The 18,337-nt window shown below is 70.7% G+C and carries 14 protein-coding genes; 5 read left to right on the top strand and 9 right to left on the bottom strand.

Going from position 1 to position 18,337, the window contains the following annotated elements; genetic code table 11:
• Positions 1–156: 156 nt before the first annotated feature.
• The gene (locus O0S08_RS33290) at positions 157–624 is read right to left on the bottom strand and encodes an SRPBCC family protein (protein WP_269033452.1); all 468 of its coding nucleotides are present in this window, start codon (positions 622–624) and stop codon (positions 157–159) included.
• The gene (locus tag O0S08_RS33285) at positions 621–995 is read right to left on the bottom strand and encodes an ArsR/SmtB family transcription factor (RefSeq protein WP_371879565.1); all 375 of its coding nucleotides are present in this window, start codon (positions 993–995) and stop codon (positions 621–623) included. Before O0S08_RS33285 ends, O0S08_RS33290 begins: the two co-directional genes overlap by 4 nt.
• Before the next feature lie 1,468 nt (positions 996–2,463).
• Here O0S08_RS33285 and O0S08_RS33280 point away from each other — a divergent pair.
• Positions 2,464–3,696 (top strand): dipeptidase, encoded by a 1,233-nt coding sequence (locus tag O0S08_RS33280; protein WP_371879564.1) that lies wholly within the window; start codon positions 2,464–2,466, stop codon positions 3,694–3,696.
• A 54-nt stretch (positions 3,697–3,750) separates the two neighbouring features.
• Complete coding sequence (locus O0S08_RS33275; RefSeq protein ID WP_269033449.1) at positions 3,751–4,503, top strand: dienelactone hydrolase family protein; 753 nt, start codon at positions 3,751–3,753, stop codon at positions 4,501–4,503.
• 181 nt (positions 4,504–4,684) lie between these two features.
• Here the strand turns inward: O0S08_RS33275 and O0S08_RS33270 are convergent, their stop codons facing one another.
• Together O0S08_RS33270 and O0S08_RS33265 are read right to left on the bottom strand one after the other, a co-directional pair.
• Positions 4,685–5,251, bottom strand: a complete 567-nt coding sequence (locus O0S08_RS33270; RefSeq protein WP_269033448.1) for a hypothetical protein — start codon at positions 5,249–5,251, stop codon at positions 4,685–4,687.
• Between the two features lie 77 nt (positions 5,252–5,328).
• Complete coding sequence (locus O0S08_RS33265) at positions 5,329–5,574, bottom strand: hypothetical protein (protein ID WP_269033447.1); 246 nt, start codon at positions 5,572–5,574, stop codon at positions 5,329–5,331.
• 1,255 nt (positions 5,575–6,829) lie between these two features.
• Between O0S08_RS33265 and O0S08_RS33260 the strand changes: the two genes are divergently transcribed.
• A complete protein-coding gene (locus O0S08_RS33260) occupies positions 6,830–7,942 on the top strand; it encodes a VLRF1 family aeRF1-type release factor (protein ID WP_269033446.1) in 1,113 nt (370 codons plus the stop codon).
• On the opposite strand, the gene O0S08_RS33255 is transcribed toward O0S08_RS33260, so the two are convergent.
• The 5 genes from O0S08_RS33255 to O0S08_RS33235 all read right to left on the bottom strand — a co-directional run bounded on the left by O0S08_RS33255 (position 7,891) and on the right by O0S08_RS33235 (position 16,440).
• Positions 7,891–9,027 carry a sensor histidine kinase gene (locus O0S08_RS33255; protein ID WP_269033445.1) on the bottom strand — a complete coding sequence of 379 codons (1,137 nt, stop codon included), beginning with the start codon at positions 9,025–9,027 and terminating at the stop codon, positions 7,891–7,893. The two genes, O0S08_RS33260 and O0S08_RS33255, sit on opposite strands and share 52 nt — an antisense overlap.
• Positions 9,024–10,331, bottom strand: a complete 1,308-nt coding sequence (locus tag O0S08_RS33250; RefSeq protein ID WP_269033444.1) for a sensor histidine kinase — start codon at positions 10,329–10,331, stop codon at positions 9,024–9,026. The genes O0S08_RS33255 and O0S08_RS33250 overlap by 4 nt, the downstream gene beginning before the upstream one ends.
• A gap of 293 nt (positions 10,332–10,624) precedes the next feature.
• A complete protein-coding gene (locus O0S08_RS33245) occupies positions 10,625–12,964 on the bottom strand; it encodes a golvesin C-terminal-like domain-containing protein (RefSeq protein ID WP_269033443.1) in 2,340 nt (779 codons plus the stop codon).
• Positions 12,965–14,225: 1,261 nt separating this feature from the next.
• Positions 14,226–15,632, bottom strand: coding sequence for an STAS domain-containing protein (locus O0S08_RS33240; protein WP_269033442.1), 1,407 nt, complete (start codon positions 15,630–15,632; stop codon positions 14,226–14,228).
• Positions 15,633–15,909: 277 nt separating this feature from the next.
• The gene (locus O0S08_RS33235; protein ID WP_269033441.1) at positions 15,910–16,440 is read right to left on the bottom strand and encodes a DUF1993 domain-containing protein; all 531 of its coding nucleotides are present in this window, start codon (positions 16,438–16,440) and stop codon (positions 15,910–15,912) included.
• A gap of 211 nt (positions 16,441–16,651) precedes the next feature.
• On the opposite strand from O0S08_RS33235, the gene O0S08_RS51375 reads away from it, so the two are divergent.
• Both O0S08_RS51375 and O0S08_RS33225 read left to right on the top strand, forming a co-directional pair.
• Positions 16,652–17,194, top strand: a complete 543-nt coding sequence (locus O0S08_RS51375; RefSeq protein ID WP_371879506.1) for a hypothetical protein — start codon at positions 16,652–16,654, stop codon at positions 17,192–17,194.
• 254 nt (positions 17,195–17,448) lie between these two features.
• Complete coding sequence (locus O0S08_RS33225; protein WP_269033440.1) at positions 17,449–18,306, top strand: PAS domain-containing protein; 858 nt, start codon at positions 17,449–17,451, stop codon at positions 18,304–18,306.
• Positions 18,307–18,337 lie beyond the last annotated feature (31 nt).

The raw sequence follows: 18,337 nt of genomic DNA, 5'->3' as shown, positions 1-18,337 counted from the left end.
CCGGTGAATGGGCCGGGCGAGGGTCGTCCTCGTCGCAGGACGATAATACGAATCGACGCGAGAGCTGCAGCTCCCTGGCGGCGACGCGCAATCGTGTGCTCCGACGAATGAACGGGCGGTGGTGTCACAATCATCGCCGCGCTGCGGCGAGGCGGTTCAGCGCGGAGCGGCGAGCTCGTTGGCGAGGGACTCGAGCAGCTGGCGCCAGCCTTGCTCGCGCATGCGCGGGCCGTCGGCGCCGTCGAAGAAGGCGGCCTGCTCGGTGTAGACCAGCCGGGTGCCGTCGCCCTGGGGGCGCAGCTCGACGGTCCCCAGAGAGGCGGAGATCCGCCTGTCGCCGGCGCTCATGGTATAGGCGACGACGATCCGCCGGTTCGGGACGATGTCCTCGTAATGGCCTTCGTTGCGGAACTCGGCGTTATTGGTCGCGTGGCGGAAGCGGGCAGTCTCGCGGCCGCCCTCGCGGAAGTCCAGGTCGAATTGCACGACCTCCCAGCCCTCGCCCTCGGCGAACCACCGCCGCTTCTGCTTGGGGTCGGCCCAGGCCCGGAACACGCGCTCGGGAGCGACGGGGTAGGTGCGTTCGATCGTGATGGTGCTGTGGACGACGGACTCCGTGATCATGACTGTTCCTCCGTGGTGTCGTTATCGTTCGCTCGCTGTTCGTCGGACGGTTCGGGCTCGGCGAGGAGGTCGCCCAGGCGATCGAGGCGGCGCTCCCACAGGGCGCGACGCTCCACGATCCACCGCTCGGCGACGTTCAGCCCGGCCGGGTCGAGCCGACAGTTGCGCACCCGCCCGATCTTCTCGGTGCGGATGACGCCGCTCTGCTCGAGCACCTGCACGTGCTGCACGACCGCGGCGAGGCTCATCGCCAGCGGCGCGGCCAGCTCCTTCACCGAAGCCGGCCCCCGACCGAGGCGCTCGACCATGGCGCGACGAGACGGATCTGCGAGCGCATGAAAAACCCGGTCGACGGCGCCTTGGTCAAGCATGGACTTGAGTATTGGGCTGGCGATCAAGAAGATCAAGTTAAAACTTTAGTATTCAGAATCGAGCGATTCTTGCCGATTGAACGACGTTCCTTGTGGTCGTCACGCGGACAAGCGCGATGCGCGAGTGGCGCGATGGGCGAAATCGCTCGGATGTGCACGGCAGTTGGCAGGTCGTCCAGGCGAGGAGCCGGACTGCGTCGCGCTGTCGCTGGCATGTCTATTTGGGCATGTTCTGAAGGCCAGGCTCTAGCGAGGAGCTGGCGACTCGGAGGGACCGGTGTCGCGCTGGCGGAGCGAGATCGTTCGACTCGCGGTACGGTTCGCTTCGCGTGCGGACATCGTCGGATCGGCGGGCCGCGAATCGCAGTACGCCGCGCGGCTCGAGTTCCTTCGCGCAGGCGGCGCGAGGCGCCTCGCCGGGCCGCGATTCGCGGGATGCGCCCCGGCGGGTGCTCGCGAGTGAGGCAACCGGCGAGGCCAGCTTTTCGTCGCCGGGCCGCAATCACGGCAGCGCGGTGTGCTTGGCCTCGCTGGCGGGCGGGCACCGGCGAAGAACGCGCGGCGGCCCGCGAATGCGAGGAGTGGAGCCATGACCCCGGCTCGGCTGGACGCTCGCCTGGAGGGCGCTACGGTCGAATCATGAAAGACCGCATCATGACCAGAATCCTCAAGTCCGCTTCGGTGTCCGTCGCCGCGCTGGCGCTCGTGGCCGCCGCAGCGCCCGAGGCCGTCGCAGCGGTCTCGGCCGCGACGATGCAACCATCCCCGGCACCGCCGTCGCCGACGCCGAATCCGACGCCTCCCCCGAATCCGAATCCCAATCCGAATCCAAACCCGAATCCTCCCACCCCCGGGCCGAAGCCTCCCTCGCCTCAGCCGCAGCCTCCCCCCAATCCGATGCCGCCGCCGCAGCCGCCCCCGCCCTCGCCGGCGCCGCAGCCCCCTGCGCCCACGCCCACGCCTCCGCCGCTGTAGACTCGAGCGCTCGCACCCGCCGAGGCGGTGCGCTCGCCTTGCCGCGGTGAACTCGAGGCTCGCATGCGGTGAGGCGGTTCGTTTCCGCCACGATCCTGCGGCCTCGCCTCGGCCGCGGTGAACTCGATCGCTCACCTCGGCCGCGGTGAACTCGAGCCCGGGGACGCGGCTGGCTCGGCCAGCGTTCCGCGACGGCGGCCCGATTGCGGTGTGCCGCTGTTGCGCGGGGCGAATGGCGAGGGCGGCGCCGGGAGCTGCGGGCGGGGCAGGGCGTGCGGGCCCGTGATAGTATCGCGGGGTGATTTCGAGCCTGCGGCCGGTCCTTCACGCGCGCGCGTCGACGTGGGCGCTCGCCCTTTTCGCGTGCGGATGCGCGGCGCCAGCGGAGCGGGAGCCCGAGCGGCGGGCCGCGCCCGCGACGGAGGCCCAGGCGGTGCGGGCGCAACCACAGGCGGCGGCGGTTCCGGCGGCGGCGGTTCCGGCGGCGGCGGTGGTGCCCGCGGCTGCGCCGCCGATCGATCCGGCGCTCGCGGCCGATCCGGAGCTGCAGCGGGCCCACGCCGTGCTGGCTCGCGTGCCGCTGGTCGACGGGCACAACGATCTGCCGTGGACGATCCGCGAGTACAAGGATGCGCCCGGGGACGTCGCGGCCTACGACCTGCGCGCGGCCACCAAGGGGCACACCGATCTGCCGCGAATGCGGGCGGGTCGAGTGGGCGCGCAATTCTGGTCGGTGTACGTGCCGGGGGATCGGCCGGCCGGCGAGCTGGTGCGCCTGCAGCTCGAGCAGATCGATCTGGCGCGGCGGATGATCGCGGCGTACCCCGACGATCTGGCGCTGGCGCTGACCGCCGACGAGGTCGAGCAGGCGTTCCGGGCCGGGCGGGTGGCGTCGCTGCTCGGGGCCGAGGGCGGTCACACTCTGGCCAATTCGCTGGGGACGCTGCGGGCGTATCACACGCTCGGGGTCCGCTACCTGACGCTGACGCACAATGTGCATACCGACTGGGCCGACTGCGCAGTGTTGCCGCCGCGGCACGACGGCCTGACCGCGTTCGGCGAGGAGGTGGTGCGCGAGATGAACCGCCTCGGCATGCTGGTCGACCTGTCGCACGTGTCGCCGGCGACGATGGACGACGCGCTGCGGGTCAGCGAGGCGCCGATCATCTTCTCGCACTCGTCGGCGCGGGCGATCGCCGACTCGGCCCGTAACGTGCCCGACGACATCCTGCGGCGGATCCCTGAGAACGGAGGGATCGTCATGGTCACGTTCCTGCCGGCCTACGTGTCGCAGGCGGCCGGCGACGCCCGCGAGGCGCGGCGGAAGGCGCGGGCGGAGGCGGCGAAGATCGCCGATCCTGCGGCCCGCGCCGCCCGGATGGCCGAGCTCGACGCGCAGCCGCAGCCGCGCGCCACTTTGGCGCAGGTGGCCGACCACGTCGAGCACGTGCGCCGCGTGGCCGGCGTCGACCACGTCGGCCTCGGCAGCGACTTCGACGGCATGTCGGCGGTGCCGGTCGGTCTCGAGGACGTGTCGAAGTACCCCCATTTGCTGGCCGAGCTGGCCCGTCGGGGCTGGACCGACGAGGAGCTGGAGAAGCTCGCCGGGCGCAATCTGCTTCGCGTGCTCAGGACCGCGGAGGCGACGGCCCAGCGGCTACGAGCGGCGCGACCGGCGTCGCTGGCGACGTTCACGCCGCCGAGCGAGACCCGGGCCCAACCGTGACACCTTGTGCGGGGCTTGTCGGGCCGCGCAGCGCATGAGAATCAATCGGTACTGATGACCGCTGCTTCGAGCCGATCGATCGTGTCCGAATTCGTCGAGTATCCCGCGGGCGACGTCGTGGGCGAGGGTTACGTCGCGCACGACGGCGCGACCGCGCGGCCGCGCCCGTGCGTCGTGCTGGCGCACGCCTGGGACGGTCAGAACGCGTCCATCCGCACCCGCGCGGAGGAGTTCGCGGCCCAGGGCTTCGTCGCCTTCGCCCTCGACGTGTACGGCAAGGGCGTCCGCGGTGAGGAGACCGGCGACAATAGCCGCCTGATGCTCCCATTGCTGCACGACCGCGGCCTGCTGCGCGACCGCCTGGTCGCCGGGGTCGCCGCGGCGCGCCAGCACCCGCTCGTCGACCCCGACCGACTGGTGGTGATCGGCTGGTGCTTCGGCGGCCTGTGTGCGATCGACACGGCCCGCTGCAACGCCGCCGGGGTCCGCGGGGTGATCTCGGTGCACGGGGTGCTGAAGCCGCCGGGCTTCGCCGAGCAGCCGCGGATCGGCGCGAAGATCCTGGTGCTGCACGGCTGGGAGGACCCGGTCGCGCCGCCCGAGGACGTGCTCGCGCTCGCCCGCGAGCTGACCGCCGCCGGCGCCGATTGGCAGCTGCACGCGTACGGTCACGCGATGCACGCGTTCACGCTGCCCGCGGCGCAGATGCCCGAGCGCGGGCTGCAGTACGACCCGAACGCGACCCGCCGCGCGCAGCTGGCGATCGAGACGTTCCTCGCCGAGACGCTCGGGCCGGTCCCGCGGTGAGTACCTGTCCCGAGAGGCATGGAGCGAGAGGGGCTCGTCCCGAGCGGCGGTCCGCTCGGGATGGGCAGGGCACGGGGGCGGGCGCGAGTGCGTGATATGCTCTGAAGGACATGTCACGGACGCGAGGTCGAACAGACCCCGCCACGAGGTATGGCCCGCCGTGGAGGCGACGGCGCCGCCTCTACGCGGTCGTCCGGGGCCGCGAGCCGCCCGGCTCGCACGCGTCCGCGAGCGCCGGCCCCGGCTGCCCACCGACCTCGAGCGCTCGGCGTAGCAGCCGGCGCTGCCATGCTCCAAGGCCGAGGGAGATGACGACCAGCAGAGAAAAGGCCCCGCCCAACACGAGCGCGGAGGGGTAGAAGAACGCCATGAAAAACAGGAACTCGAAGAGCTTCAAGGCGACGCCTCTCGCTCGGCCGAACAGCCTTGCGAACGCGTAGTCCCAGAATTCATGCGTGGCGAAGACTGGCAGCTTTTGCGGCTCGACCGGCGACGGGACGAGCGCTTCCTGTGCATCCTCGAGTTCGCCTTCGGTCAGCGCCCGCTTGCGTCGCCGTGCGAGATAGTGACGGCTCCAGCGCTCGACCAGGCCAGCCCAGAGGGCGGCGAAGGCCATGACCGCGAGCCCGCGCTGCCACCACGACCATCCGAGGAAAACGAGCCAGTCATGAAAAATGAAGCCCGGGATCCAGAACGCCAACGTGATCGGCGTAAACCCCGCGAGGTTCCAGAATTGCTCGGTCGGCAAGAACCCCCACCGTTGAGGGGGCAGGGGTCCGCGCGAAGGGGCACGCTGCTGCCGCAGCTCCATGGTCCCTCGGTCCATCACTTGTTCTGCGCTCCGTTACACTTGTCGCTGATATAGCCCGAGACGGTGCTGTGAACACCCCAGCCAATGCCGATGCACGTTGTGTTCTTGGCCACGAGGCCACACCCGGCGGCGGCCGCGACGCCCATCGTCGCCCCGGCGATCTTGCCGGCCCACCAGCACTTGAGGCCCCGGTCGTCCTCCAGCGCGTCGGTCACGGCGTCCCCGTGCCAGACCTGCAGGAGGCCAGCGACGAGGCCCACGGCCTGCTCCGTACTGAGGATGGCGAAGTTGCTCGAGTGCGAGACGACCGCACCGTCGATGAAGCCGACCTCGTCACGACAGCGTCCTCGACCTTGACGAGGCCAACACCGGCACCTGCATCGTCCACCCGAACGGTCATTGAGACTACTCCGACCTCCGGCAAATAGAAGCTGACCTCTAGCTGGCTGTCGGCCACAGCAGCACGGACGTCCTCGAGGATGACGGGAGCTTGCAGGTCGGCGAAAAACTCCTCGGCGTCAGCGGCCGGGAGCAGCTCCGGGGCGCTCTCGGCCGCTCCTGGTGCCGCCGCTCGCGTGATTGACAGGACGAGTGCGGTGTGGTGCATGGCCCTCCATGTGCTGCTACCCGCTGTCGCCGAGCGCGCGGGCAACCACGAGCAGAGCAGCAGCATGCCAGCCCCCCTGGCGGAGACTCCCCGACTTTCGCCGGGGCCCGCGCCGGCGTTATGACACCGAGGCTCATCGTCTCGCCGCGCTGAGGTTGCCAGGGGCGCGGCGCCGTCCCCGAAGCACACGGATCCCGGGGCCGGCCGAGTCGCCGGAGGCTCGCCGCGTCGCGGCCACGGCCAGATCAAGGCTGACGCCCGGAGCTCATTCGCATTTCTTGCGCTGTCGAACGAAGGAAGACAGCCCTCGGGCGGCTCAAGCGTGGATGCGCGCCAACGACGCTGAGGACATTGTCGACAACCTCGCGCCCCCAACGTCCGACGAAGCAATTGCTTCGTGTGCGAAAGCCCTCGGCTTCGCGGTGCCCGATGACCTGCGCGAGCTCTCGCGGAGAGGGCGGAGCACGGCGAGTACGAGTTGCCCGGTCGAGTGAGTCTGCTTTGTGTCCCCGATCCTCTGACAGCCCGCGATTGCGGCGGCATGGCGTCGAGGAGCTCGACATCGTTACCTGCGACCGTGCTGGTCGACGAAGCGGGCCATCGCCGCGCGCCCACGCGCATCACCAGGCTCGAGGCGACGCTGCGTCTTCGTGAGGGGCCGGCGGTCGGGCTCGCTGGCGGCGATCGTGAATGTGTGTTCCGGAAAAGTCGTGCTCGCCGGGGCGAGCGGGCCGTCGCCGACGGTGAATCGATCGTGCGCACGTGTCGCGCCGGGCCGGCGCCCAAATCGCGGGGCCGCGGTCGCGCCTGCCACCATTGTCGATCGGCGGCCGGCTGGTCCGGCAGAGGTCGCCCGCGGGTTTGCACGAGCGCGCTGATTGCCCAGACTTGGCGGCAACGAGGTCTGGATGCTCAAGCTTACCGATGTGAATCGCGTGCTCAGCCAATCGGCGGCCGACAAGACGCTGTCGCTGTACGCGCAGGTCGACCCCTCGCTGTTCGAGAACAACGGGCGGGTGCCGGGCTGGCGGATCTGGCTCAAGAATTCGCTGCGCGAGCTGAAGGCGACGCACGACGACCCGGTCGTGCCGGAGCTCGTGGCGCGGGCGGAGCAGTTCTTCTCCACGCTGCGGCCGGAGTGCAAGGCGGTCGCCGCCTTCTTCACGCCGGGCGCCGAGGAGGTGCTCCGGCTGCAGGTCCCGATCGTCGCGCCCGAGTGCCACTTCGGGCGGCCGGCCGTGGCGTCGCTGCTGTGGCTGCTCGACGAGTACGAGCCCTACGTGGTGGCGCTGGTCGACTCGGAGAAGGTCCGCTTCTTCGTCGCCCGGCTCGGCCGCGCCGGGCTCGGCGGCACCCGCTACAACGAGGTGTTCGAGTACGACTTCCCGCCCAAGTACCTGCCGGCGACCAGCCGCGGGGAGGGCGGCTACGTCCACGGCGGCAACAACCGCGACGCCTTCGAGGCGACCATCGAGGACCACGCGCGCCGGTTCTACCGCCAGGTCGCGGAGCAATGCGCGCACCTGGTCGAAGAGTCAGGCGCGAAGCGGATCGTGCTCGGCGGGACCGAGGCGTCGGCGCGGGCGGTCGAGGGCATCATGCACGACACGGTGCGCAAGGCCGTGATCGCGGTCGTGCCGACGCCGCTGCACCTGAGCGACCAGGCGACCTGGGACCACCTGCTGCCGCACGCGCTCGAGCACGAGCGCGTGCACGAGTGCGCGCTGGTCGACGAGGTCGTCGACCTGGCCAAGGCCGGCGGCCGCGGAGCGCTGGGGATCGCCACGGTGCTCGAGTGCCTGAAGAACAAGCAGGTCGAGCTGCTGCTGGTGCCGTGGCCGCTGGCCGACACCGAGCTGCGGGTGCAGCTGCCCGAGCTGGCGATGGCCGCGGGCGCCCGCATCGAGCTGATCGCCGGGCCGGCCGCCGAGCGCGTCCAGCAAGAGGGCGGCCTGGCGGCGCGGCTCTACTACGGCATCCCCGAGGCGGCCCCGGCGGCGCCGCTCAAGGGCGCGGCCTGAGCCGGCAAGGGCGTCGGGAACCACATGCGCACGCAGGTGCCCGCGCCCGGGGCTGTCTCGAAGGACAGCTTGCCGCCGTGGCGGTCGACGAAGGCGCGGACGATCGCCAGGCCGAGGCCGGTGCCCGCCTTCTTGGTAGTGAAGAAGGGCTCGAGCATGCGCGCCTGGACCTCGGCGGCGATGCCGGGGCCGTCGTCGACGACCTCGACGTAGGCCCCGCCGGCGCCGGCGCCGGTCCGCACTGTGACGGTGCCCGCGGCGTCGACGGCGTCGAGCGCGTTGCCGATCAGGTTGACCAGCGCCGAGGTGAACTCGCCGGGACAGATCCGGATCGGCGGCGGCGGCGAGGCCTCGTGGACGAGCAGCCGGACCTGCGGCGGCGAGCGGTGGCGGCACAGCTCGACGGCGCCGCGGGCGAGATCGGCGAGCGCGGCAGTGATCGTCTCGGAGCCGTCGCTGCGCCGGCTGAACCCGCTCAGTCGATCGATCACCTGGACCCCGATCGCCAGGCCGTGCTCGATCTTCGCCAGGGATTGCAGCGCCAGCGGATGGTCGGCGACCAGCCGCCGCAGCAGGCCGGTGTGCAGCGTCAGCGGCGTGAAGATGTTGCGCAGGTCGTGGGCGATGCCGGCGGCCATCAGGCCGAGCGAGCGCAGCTTCTCCGAGTCGGCGAGGCGCGCCTCGGTCTCGCGCTGACGTCGCCGCAGGTGGGCCTCTCGCAGCTCGCGCTCGACCGCGGGCAAGAGGCGCGCGAGCCGGCCCTTGACGATGAAGTCGTGGGCGCCGGCGCGGAGGGCCTCGACCGCGTCCTCCTCGCGCATGGCCCCCGACACGACGATGAACGGCAGGTCGAGGCCGGAGGCGTGCAACTCGGCGAGCGCCTCGCGGCCGCTGAATTGCGGCATGGCGCAGTCGGACAGCACGAGCTCCCAGCCGCCGTGCTCGAGCTGCTCGCGCATGGCCTCGGCGGTGTCGACGCAGATCCAGCGGACGTCGAAGCCGCCGCGCTCGAGCTCGTAGACGAGGAGCAGCGCGTCCTCCTCGTCGTCGTCGACGACCATGACCGCGAGCGAGCGGAGGTTCACTGCGCGCCTACCAGCGCCGTCGCGGCGCCGCCCCGTCGCGCGTCCGATTCTGCAGAGATGTCCCTGGGGACAGGCTCGGCGCTCGCGGGGGCGAGGGTCCAGTAGAAGCTGGCACCGCCGCCGGGCGCCGATTCGGCCCAGATCCGGCCGCGGTGGCGGCGGACGATCCGCTGTACCGTGGCGAGGCCGATGCCGTCGCCGGGGAACTCGGCGGAGTCGTGGAGGCGGTGGAACGCCCCGAACAGCTCGCCCGCGCGCGCGGCGTCGAAGCCGACCCCGTTGTCGCGGACGTGATAGACGAGCTCGCCGGCGGGCGAGACCTCCGCGCCGACCTCGACCATCGGCTCGGCGCGCGGGCGGGTGAACTTGAACGCGTTGCCGAGCAGGTTCTGCAGCAGCACGCGCACGAGGCCGGCGTCGGCGACGGCGACGAGGCCGTCCTGGACGACGACGCGGACGCGGCGGCTGGTCTGGCCGGCCTGCAGCTCGGCCGCGACGCTGCGCACCAGCGCGGACATGTCGACCGACTCGCGCCGCGGGCCGTCGGGGCCGCCGCGCGCGCGCGAGAGGTCGAGCATGTCGTCGATCATGCGGTCCATGCGGGCGGCGCCGCGGCGCACGCGGGCCAGGCAGTCGCGGCCGCGGGCGTCGAGCGCGGGCCCGCAGCGCTCGTCGAGCGCGCGGCTGAAGCCGGCGATCGCTCGCAGCGGGGCGCGCAGGTCGTGCGAGACGGCGTAGGCGAACGCGCCGAGCTCGTCGTTGAGCGCCTCCAGCTGGGCGGTGCGCTCGCGGACGCGGCGCTCGAGGTCGTTGTAGAGCTCGACGTTGGTCAGGGCGATCGAGGTGCTGTCCGCCAGCGCCTGCAGCACCTTGAGCTCGTCTTCGCTGGCGACGCGAGGGCAAGCCCAGTAGGTGCCGATGGCGCCGATCGGGCTGGCCCTGCGGATCGGCACCATCGCCATGCTCTTGACGAAGGTGGGTCGATAGGCGTCGCCCGGGATCCGCGGGTCGACGAACACGTCCTCGATGACGAGCGCCCGGGCCTGACGCATGACCCACCCGCTGGCGCAGATGTCCATGGGGAACCGCTTGCCCTTCCACAGCGGGCTTATCGCCTCCTCGTCGGCGTAGAAGCACTGGTCGCAGTCACGCAGCACGAAGGTGGCGCCGTCGGCCCCGACGAGCGCGCGAGCGGCGTGACGGACGATCGCGGTGACCTCGTCCAGGGTGCGCGCGAGCGACAGCTCCTGCACGACGGCGAGCAGGTGCTCGAGCCGCGTTTCGAGGTGCGAGTGCTCCGCCATTGCCGGCGAATTCTGTGCGCACGCCCGGGCGTCGCCAAGTGGCGCAGCCCGCGGTCGCGCGCGCCGTGGCGTTGGCTTTCCCGCACGGCCGCAGCGGCGCGGTGCGGGACTCGACGGCCCGACGATCGCGCGCCGCTCGCCGCGGGCGCAGCGGCCGCGGGGCGGCATGGGCTGGGGCCGCTCGCCGCCCCGATCGGCATTCGCGAGTCGGGCCAACCATGCGTGCATACAATGCCCGCGAGGACATGTCCCTGGAGACATGTTCGCGGGTGGGCCGACGGGCGGCGGACCGGTCAGTTGTCGGCGAGCAGCGCGGCGGCCCGCTGCTTACCGAGCGCGTCGGCGGCCGACTGGCTCTCGATCGGGTCGACGTAGTTGGCGCCGGTGAAGACGATGTAGGTGACGCCGCTGGCGACGCCGCCGTTGATCGGACTCGGCGGGATGCCGAGCAGCTCGGCGGCGCGGTACGACAGCTCGCCGATGACGCCGGTCGGTCCGGCGTCGGCGTAGGGGGCGTAGATCAGCTTGCCGTTGTAGAGGATCGCGCCGACGCTGCCGTAGCCCGACCAGCCGGTCTTGATGCCGTGGGCCTTGGGGTCGAAGCCGTTGCTCGGCAGCGGCACGACCAGGAACGCCATCTTGGCCGCGTTCATGAAGTTACCCATCGAGTCCTTGGCCGAGGTCTCGGGCTGGTAGTACGGGTCGACGGTGCACTTGGGGTCGGCGGCGCCGTCGCAGTCGATGTCGGCGTCGGCCCGCCACCACACCGCGCCGTTCAACTGGCAGATCGGGATGGTGGCCGCGGCCGCCGAGTCGCTCTTGAACTTGGTGGTGCCGGGCAGCTGCGTGCAGCTCTGCGTCAGCGCCAGCAGCTGGTCGTAGGTCGGGTCGCCGTTCGGCGGGGGCGGGGGCGGGTTGTTGCCGGCCGCGGTCACGCGGATCGCGTCGGCGATGACGACGTAGTTGCCGGTGGTCCAGCGCGACACCGCGATCTTGTTCCACCCGGCGGTGAAGTTGAAGGTGCCGACGGCCGCCCACGCCTTGCCGCCGGCCTGCATGTTGACCTTCACGGTGCCGAGGTTCTTGCCCTGCGCGTCGAAGGCGACGATCGGCGCGTCGGGGGCCCGGTTGGTGCCGCTCGTGTACCAGATCTCGATCTTCTTGCTGCCCGCGGCGGCGAGGTAGAACGAGAACTCGGCCGCGTCGGACACCGGCGAGACCGCGGCGAACAGGTAGTTGCTGCCGTAGAATCCGGGGGTGGCGGCGGTGGCCGACCAATTGGCGGAGGCGGTGAACTTGGCCCGCGCGGGGTCGTTGTTGCCGTTGCTGCTGTCGACGATGAGCTCGGCCGGATCCTGACCCATCGGCGGCGGATCGTCGGGCGGCGGATCGTCGGGCGGCGGATCCTGCGGGTCGGGCGGCGGCTCGTTGGGGTCGGGCTCCTCGGGCGGCGGGTCCGCGGGCTGGCCGCCGCACGCGGCGTCGATCTTGTTGAAGTAGGTGGCCCACGGCCAATTGGGGCCGGGGTCGATGCGGTTGTTCGGCTGCAGCTGGCCGTGCGCGACCACGTGGTACTTGTCGATCGGGATGCCCTGGCGCTTGGTGATGTCGCACACCAGCTTGGCCGACTGCTCGATCAGGTTGGCGTTCCAATTGGCCTGATTGGCGTAGCCGGCGTGCTCGATGCCGACGGTGAAGTTATTGCTGCTGGTGCCGTGCAGCTGCGACTCCTGGCCGCCGTTGAGGCTCTTGTTGTAGGTCGCGGCGATGTGCCAGGCCCGCTTGTCCTCCTTGACGAGCTGTGAGATCTCCGAGCCGTCCTCCTTGACGACGTAGTGGGCGCTGACGCCCGAATCCGAGTTGACGAGCCAGCCCCAGCAGCCCGAGTAGGCGCCCTCGCACGAGTGGATGATGACCATGCGCCGCTCGCCGGTGACGCCGGCCGGCCGGCTGCCGTAGTTGGGCGAGCTGCGGAAGATCGCGCCGGCGTAGTCGGGGTTGCTGGCCAGAATCGGGCCGCCAGGCGGGTCGTAGTTCGGCTCGACGTCGGGCTCGGCCGGGATCTCCGAGAGCACGTTGCCGTCGTTGTCGGTGACGAGCAGGCCGTTCTTGATCAGGCCGTAGACGTCGTTGTGGATGTAGCTGATGCTGGCGGCGTCGTTGCCGATGGCGGCCAGGGCCGCGATCGACGGCGCCCACGCGCCGAGGTCGTCGCGGTCGATGCCCTCGGCGTCGGACATGTCCCGAAGGACAGCCGCGGCGGCGCGGATGTTGGTCTCGCGGTCGGTCTTGATGGCGTCGACCTCGACGCCGAGCAGGTCGGCCGCCCGCTGCAGGGTGGTCGCGCGCAGGGCCATGGCGCCGAAGGCGGCGTCGCGGCCGTCGAACTCGACCTGGCCCTCGACCATCTCCCAGCGCGTCTCGACGTAGGCGACGGCCTTGAGCAGCGAGACGGGCACGCCGAACTCCTCGGAGGCGCGGATGAACTCGCCCTCGATGCCCTCGAGGTATTCACCGGGATCGGCCTCGGGCGGATCGACGGGGTCGGGGACGTCGATCGGATGGTCGCCGGTATCGCCGGACTCGCGGCCGCCGTCGACCTCGCAGGCGAGGGCGAGCAGGGGTGCGATCATGAGGGCGCGTGTCGAGACGAGTCGCAGCATCGTCAGCCGCTATAGGCCAGAGCGCGGGCGAGGGCAAGAGGAGCGCGTCGCGACGGCGGCGTGACGGGGCCGCTCCGAACGGCCCTCAATGCGGAGAAACATGTTTCGCTCGGGGCCTCGGACACCTCGATGCGAGGCCGCTTGGCCTCGCTTTGGTGAGAAGGACGTGGCGCGATCGGGGTCTCGCGGAACCGGGTCCGGCAATCGCCCTGCGGCGGTCCCCGGGACGACTCACCACAGTGCATGGTGGACGGCGGTCATGAGGGCGCAGAGGCGAGGTCGGCGGGCTCGTCCATCCTCGAGAAGCGATCGGCGACCAGGACGCGGGCCATGAGGACGTCGGCGGCGAGCGGGGGCCGGGGCAGCGCGCACGAGGCGGGGGACGCCGACGAGCAGGTGCGCGGGGAGCCGGTGAGGGTCGTTGATCGCAACCGGTCCGATGGGCCAGGTCGAGGGTCGAGCCGCCGCCCGGCCGAGCACGCATGGCGCCGGATCTCACGCCCGTCGATCTGCAGGCGATATGCTTCGACGGCCATTCGAGTACACGGCCGATTGTTCGCGGTGATAATGCGATTGTGGCGTCGAACCTCCGTGCTCGAGGCGCCGGAGAATGGCATGACAACGCGTGCTACCATCATTGGCTTCGTCGCTTGCGCGCCGACACAGCGGGGGAAGGTGGGAGCGTGGGAAAGCGTGATGCTGGAGACTCACTGCAGGTTTCATCTGACTTGAGCCCACGGATACCGCAGTGCTTGGCGGTCGGGCGAGCGACCGTCGATGGCCTCTTGCATCGTGCTCTTCCGCCGCCTGGTGGTGACGCAGGTTCGTACATGCTCGCCGTGCCCCGTCGTGACGTGAATTGAGGGCAGCCGGAGCCTCGTCGGCGGAGGAATGTCGATGAACGAAGAAGAGCAAGAAGCGAACTGGTGCGGGCGGTGTCTGCGCTGCCGGGGCGACCACAGAGGACGAATGTTCAGACCCCCAATTCCCTTGTTCAATCCCGGTCTCGCGCGCGACATGAGTGACTCCTGCTGTGAAATCGTGCTTCGGCCGGTCGAGCCGCCCATCGGATTTGTGCCTCGACGCACGGTTCAATTGCAGGAAACGACAATTCTTTGTTTTACGGGTCCGCGCCCGAGCGGCCATACGCCAGTTCTCGCGCGACGTCGCATCGCGGGTTTCGGAGTGTTCTGAGGGGTTTCCTCTTCGAACCGCTCGAGCGCGAGACGGGTCAGCGCCGGGCCCGGGTCGCCCACGCGACGCCGTCCTCCAGCGTGCCGCACACCTGGACGCCGGACAGATCGACGCCGTGCGCGACGAGCGTCGCGGCGACGGCCGGCTGGATCCCCGTCAGCACCGGCTGCACGCCGCGCAGCCGGACCGCGCGGGCCGCGGTGACGAGCGCGTCCGCGGCGGCGGCGTCGAGGCAAGAGACGCCGGTGACGTCGAGGATCGCCGCGTGCACGCGGTTCGAGCCGCCGAGGTGCGTCAGCGTGGCGAGGATCTGCGCGCCGCGCTCGGGGTCGACGGTGCCGATCAGCGGCATCACCACGACGTCGCGCGTGATCGGGATCAGCGGTGTCGAGCGCTCGGCGAGCGCCGCCGCCTGCACGCGCAGCAGCTCCTCCTGCGCCTGCATGCGCTCGAGCTCGAGCCGACGCGATGCGGTGACGTCCTGATAGAGAAGGACGACCCGCGGCGCCGGGTCGCCGGGGTAGCGCAGCGGCGCCGACGTCAGGTCGAGCCGCGCGCGCTCGCCGGTGCCGCGCACGAACTCCAGCTCCATGCGCACGGTCTCGCCGGCCGCGAACGTGCGCGCCACGGGGTGGTCCTCGAGCGCGATCGGCTCGGCGGCGCCCGGGCGGAAGGCGTTGTTCGCGGTCGCGTCGATGCGGTCGCTCTGCCCGCCGAGGCCGAGGATCTCCTGGCCGGCGCGGTTGACGAGCTCGCGCGCGTTGGTCTGCATGTCGAGCACCTCGACGCCGATCGGCAGGTGGTCGAGCACCACGCGCAGCGTCTCCTGCTGCGCGCGGGTCTCTCGCAGAGCCCGCTGGGTCTCGGCGAGCAGCGCCTGGTTCTCGGCGAGCGCGCGCCGGAGCTGGCGGAGCGTCCGCTCGCCGGCGATCGCCTCGGCGACCGTGCGGGCGAGCAGGTGGTACAGCGAGATCTCGTCCGCGGAGGCGACACGCGGCGCGTCCCAGTGGATCCCGAGCACGCCCTGCCACGCGTCGTGGCGCTCGCTGTACAGCGGCAGCAGCGCGAGCGCGCGCGACGATAGGCCGCGCTGGCGCAGCACCTCGACCACCTGCGGGTCGTCGGCGATGTCGGGCACGATTACCGGCTCGGACCGCGCGGCGGTCCAGCGCTCCGCGAGCGTCAGGCCGGCGAGCGGCAGCCGTTGGCCGCGGCCCGGGTGCTCACCCACCTCGCCGCTCCGCCACCACGCCACGAACTCGACCTCGTGCGGGCGCCGCTCGCCGTCGAGGTGCACGTACGACAGCTCGAGCAGCGCCGGCGCGTACGTCCCGACCGCCTCGGCGACCGCGCGCAGGACCCCGGCCTCGTCCTTGGCGCGCATGAGGTCGGCGTGCACGCGCGCCACTCGATCGGTCACCTCCGCTCGCTGCTGCTCGTCCATCGCTCGTCCTCCGCCGGCGTGCAGACTACGACGCGGCCCGAGCCCGGACCACCGCGACGTAACGTCGCGCCTGTCGTACATCGACGTACGAGTATATGTCCCTCAAGACATGTCTCTAGGGACATCATGCGCGCAGGCGCCCGCCGGGACGCCGTACCCGCGGGGGGCGCGCGACGAATCGCCGACGTGACGCCGACGATCGGGTTCAAATGGATGGCCGCCGGTTTCACCTGACGGGCGATCAACCTCGGCGCGGCGCCGAGTCCGACCTGTCCTTTCAGACAGTCGCCGCGGCGCGCGGGCGCAAGGCGTAGGCGATGTGGGCCATGTAGTCGGCCTTGCCGAGGTCGACGCCGTGGTTGCGGAGGATCGCGTAGGTGGTGACCAGGTGGAAGTAGAAGTTGGGGAGCGTGAAGTCGCGGAGGTACTGCAGGCCGGTCATCTCGAGGTCGAACTGCTCGCCGATCTGGCGGCGAACCGGGCGGTCCTCGGCGCCGACGAGGGCCTCGGCGGATAGCTCGCGGAGCGTGGCGATCGCGGCAGCGATGCGGCGCTGGAGCTGCGCGAGCGTCTCCTCGGGCGTGTCGACCTCCGGCGGGAGGCGGCCGGTGAGGCGGGCGGCCGCGTCGACCGCCTGGAAGCAGACGAACTGGACCTGGCGGGTCAGCGGGTGCATGTCCGGAGCGAGGCGCAGGCCGACCATCGTCGCGGGGTCGAGCTTTTCGGCACCGCGCGCGAGCAGCGACGAGAGGGTGTGCAGCAGCGGGACGAGAGTGCCCTGCGTGAAGTCGTGGATCGTGACCGACATGCGCGGGAGGATGCCCGCGGACCCGCGTTTTGGCGAGGGTCCGCGCGAGCCCTCGAACAGCCGGGCACCCACGCATCGCCGAGGCGGCCTTGACCTTCGCCAAGGCCGACGCTGAGCGCTGCTCGCTACGTCGCGCTCGACCCTGTGCTGCTGCAGCTCGCGCAGGCTGATCAGCTTGACAGACCCGGTGTGCACGACTACGCGCCCGGCCATGAAACCGAGCATCGGTCGCGTCGTGCACCACCACCCCAACCTGGAAGGCGGCGCCCTCACCACCCGTGCCGCCATCATCACCGGCGTCAACGAGGAGGACGAGAGCCGCGTCGACCTCACGGTGTTCCCACCGCGCGCGGAGCCCTATCGAGAGGTGCTGGTCGACCGGCGGGGAGCTTGCCCCCATGTGATCGGTTGTGTCGCCCGCGGGCGCGTTGGTCCTCGAGGCTGCGCCGCCGAGTGGCGGGCGCTCGTGCGCGCATGCATCGAAGAGACAGCAATGGACACAGCTTCTCATGAAAATCGTCATCGATTGTCGTGTCATCATCGCCTCGATGCCGTCGACCAGCTGCCGTCATCGCCCGAGCTCAACCCCATCGAGCTCGCCTGGTCGAAAATCAAGACCGCCCTTCGCGGCCTCGGAGCCCGAACCGTCCCGCTCCTCAAGGCCGCGATTTCCGCCGTTGCGGCTCTCGTCACCCCAGCCGACGCGCCCGGGTGGTTCAAACACTGCGGCGTCAGCACGCCTCAAGGCGTATGAAACCTGCTGTCACATCGACGCGGAGTCCGCGCCGGCTGTGGGTACGGGTGGATGACCGACGGCGAGACCGGTGAATTGCGCGCCGGGCGCCCGGAGCTGCGCGGGTGCCGTGGGGGCGTCTGCGACGGGCGGGTGAAACCGCGCGTTTTGCTCGGTCTTCATGGCGACCGACGTTCTGCAACGGTGGGTCCGGCTGCTTATCGCTTTGCGCCGACGGCTCCGGCTGCTAGGGTGAAGAGCGGAGGACGGGGACGATGATGACGAATGACGAGACGGAGATCCGCCGTCTTCTCGAGCGCTATGCAATGGCGATAGCGGTCGCCGGCGACGGTATTTGGGAGTACCCGGCCATCGATCCCGAGCAGGCGTTCCACCGCGACATCCCCGTGCATTATTCGGAGCGCTTCACCGAGCTCCTCGGCTATCCCGAGGGGAGCTTCCCGCAGATCGCCAGCAGCTGGTGGGACGCGATACACCCCGAGGACGTCGCCAAGTCGTCGAAGGCGATCGCCGAGCACTTCATGACGGGCAAGCCGATCTTCGCCGAGTACCGCGTGATCAACCGCCAGGGCGAGATCCGCTGGTGGCAGGTGTTCGGCGACTCGATGCCCGACGCCGAGCACAAGGGGAAGATCCGCGCGATCGGGGTGGTCCGCGACATCACCGCGCTCAAGGTCGCCGAGGAGACCGCGCTCCATCGGCTCGAGCTCGTCACTCGCCAGCAGAAGGCGAGCCGGGCCCTGTCGACGCCGATCATCCAGATCTGGGACGACATCATCACCTTGCCGCTGGTGGGGGCGGTCAAGTCGGGGCGGGCGTCGGCGATCATGGAGCGGCTGCTCTCCGAGGTGGTGCGCCTGCAGGCTCGCTACGCGATCATGGACATGACGGGCGTCGACGCGGTCGATACGACCACGGCCGAGCAGCTGTATCGCATCATTCGCGCCGTCGGGCTGCTCGGCGGGCAGGTGCGATTGTCGGGGCTCAACCCGGCGGTGGCGCGGACGATGACGAAGCTCGGGGTCGAGGTCACTCCATCCATCAGCCACCGCAACCTGCAGGACGCGCTGCAGGCGTGCCTGCGCGACAGCGATCGCCAGGTCATGCACTGATGGGCGGCCTGACGGCGCCCTGCACGTGGGC

It is taken from the genome of Nannocystis punicea, assembly GCF_026965555.1.
In the GTDB taxonomy this organism is placed as follows: Bacteria; Myxococcota_A; Polyangia; order Nannocystales; family Nannocystaceae; genus Nannocystis; species Nannocystis punicea.
Note: the sequence above shows the minus strand (reverse complement) of the source record. Positions and strands in the feature narration are given on the sequence as shown.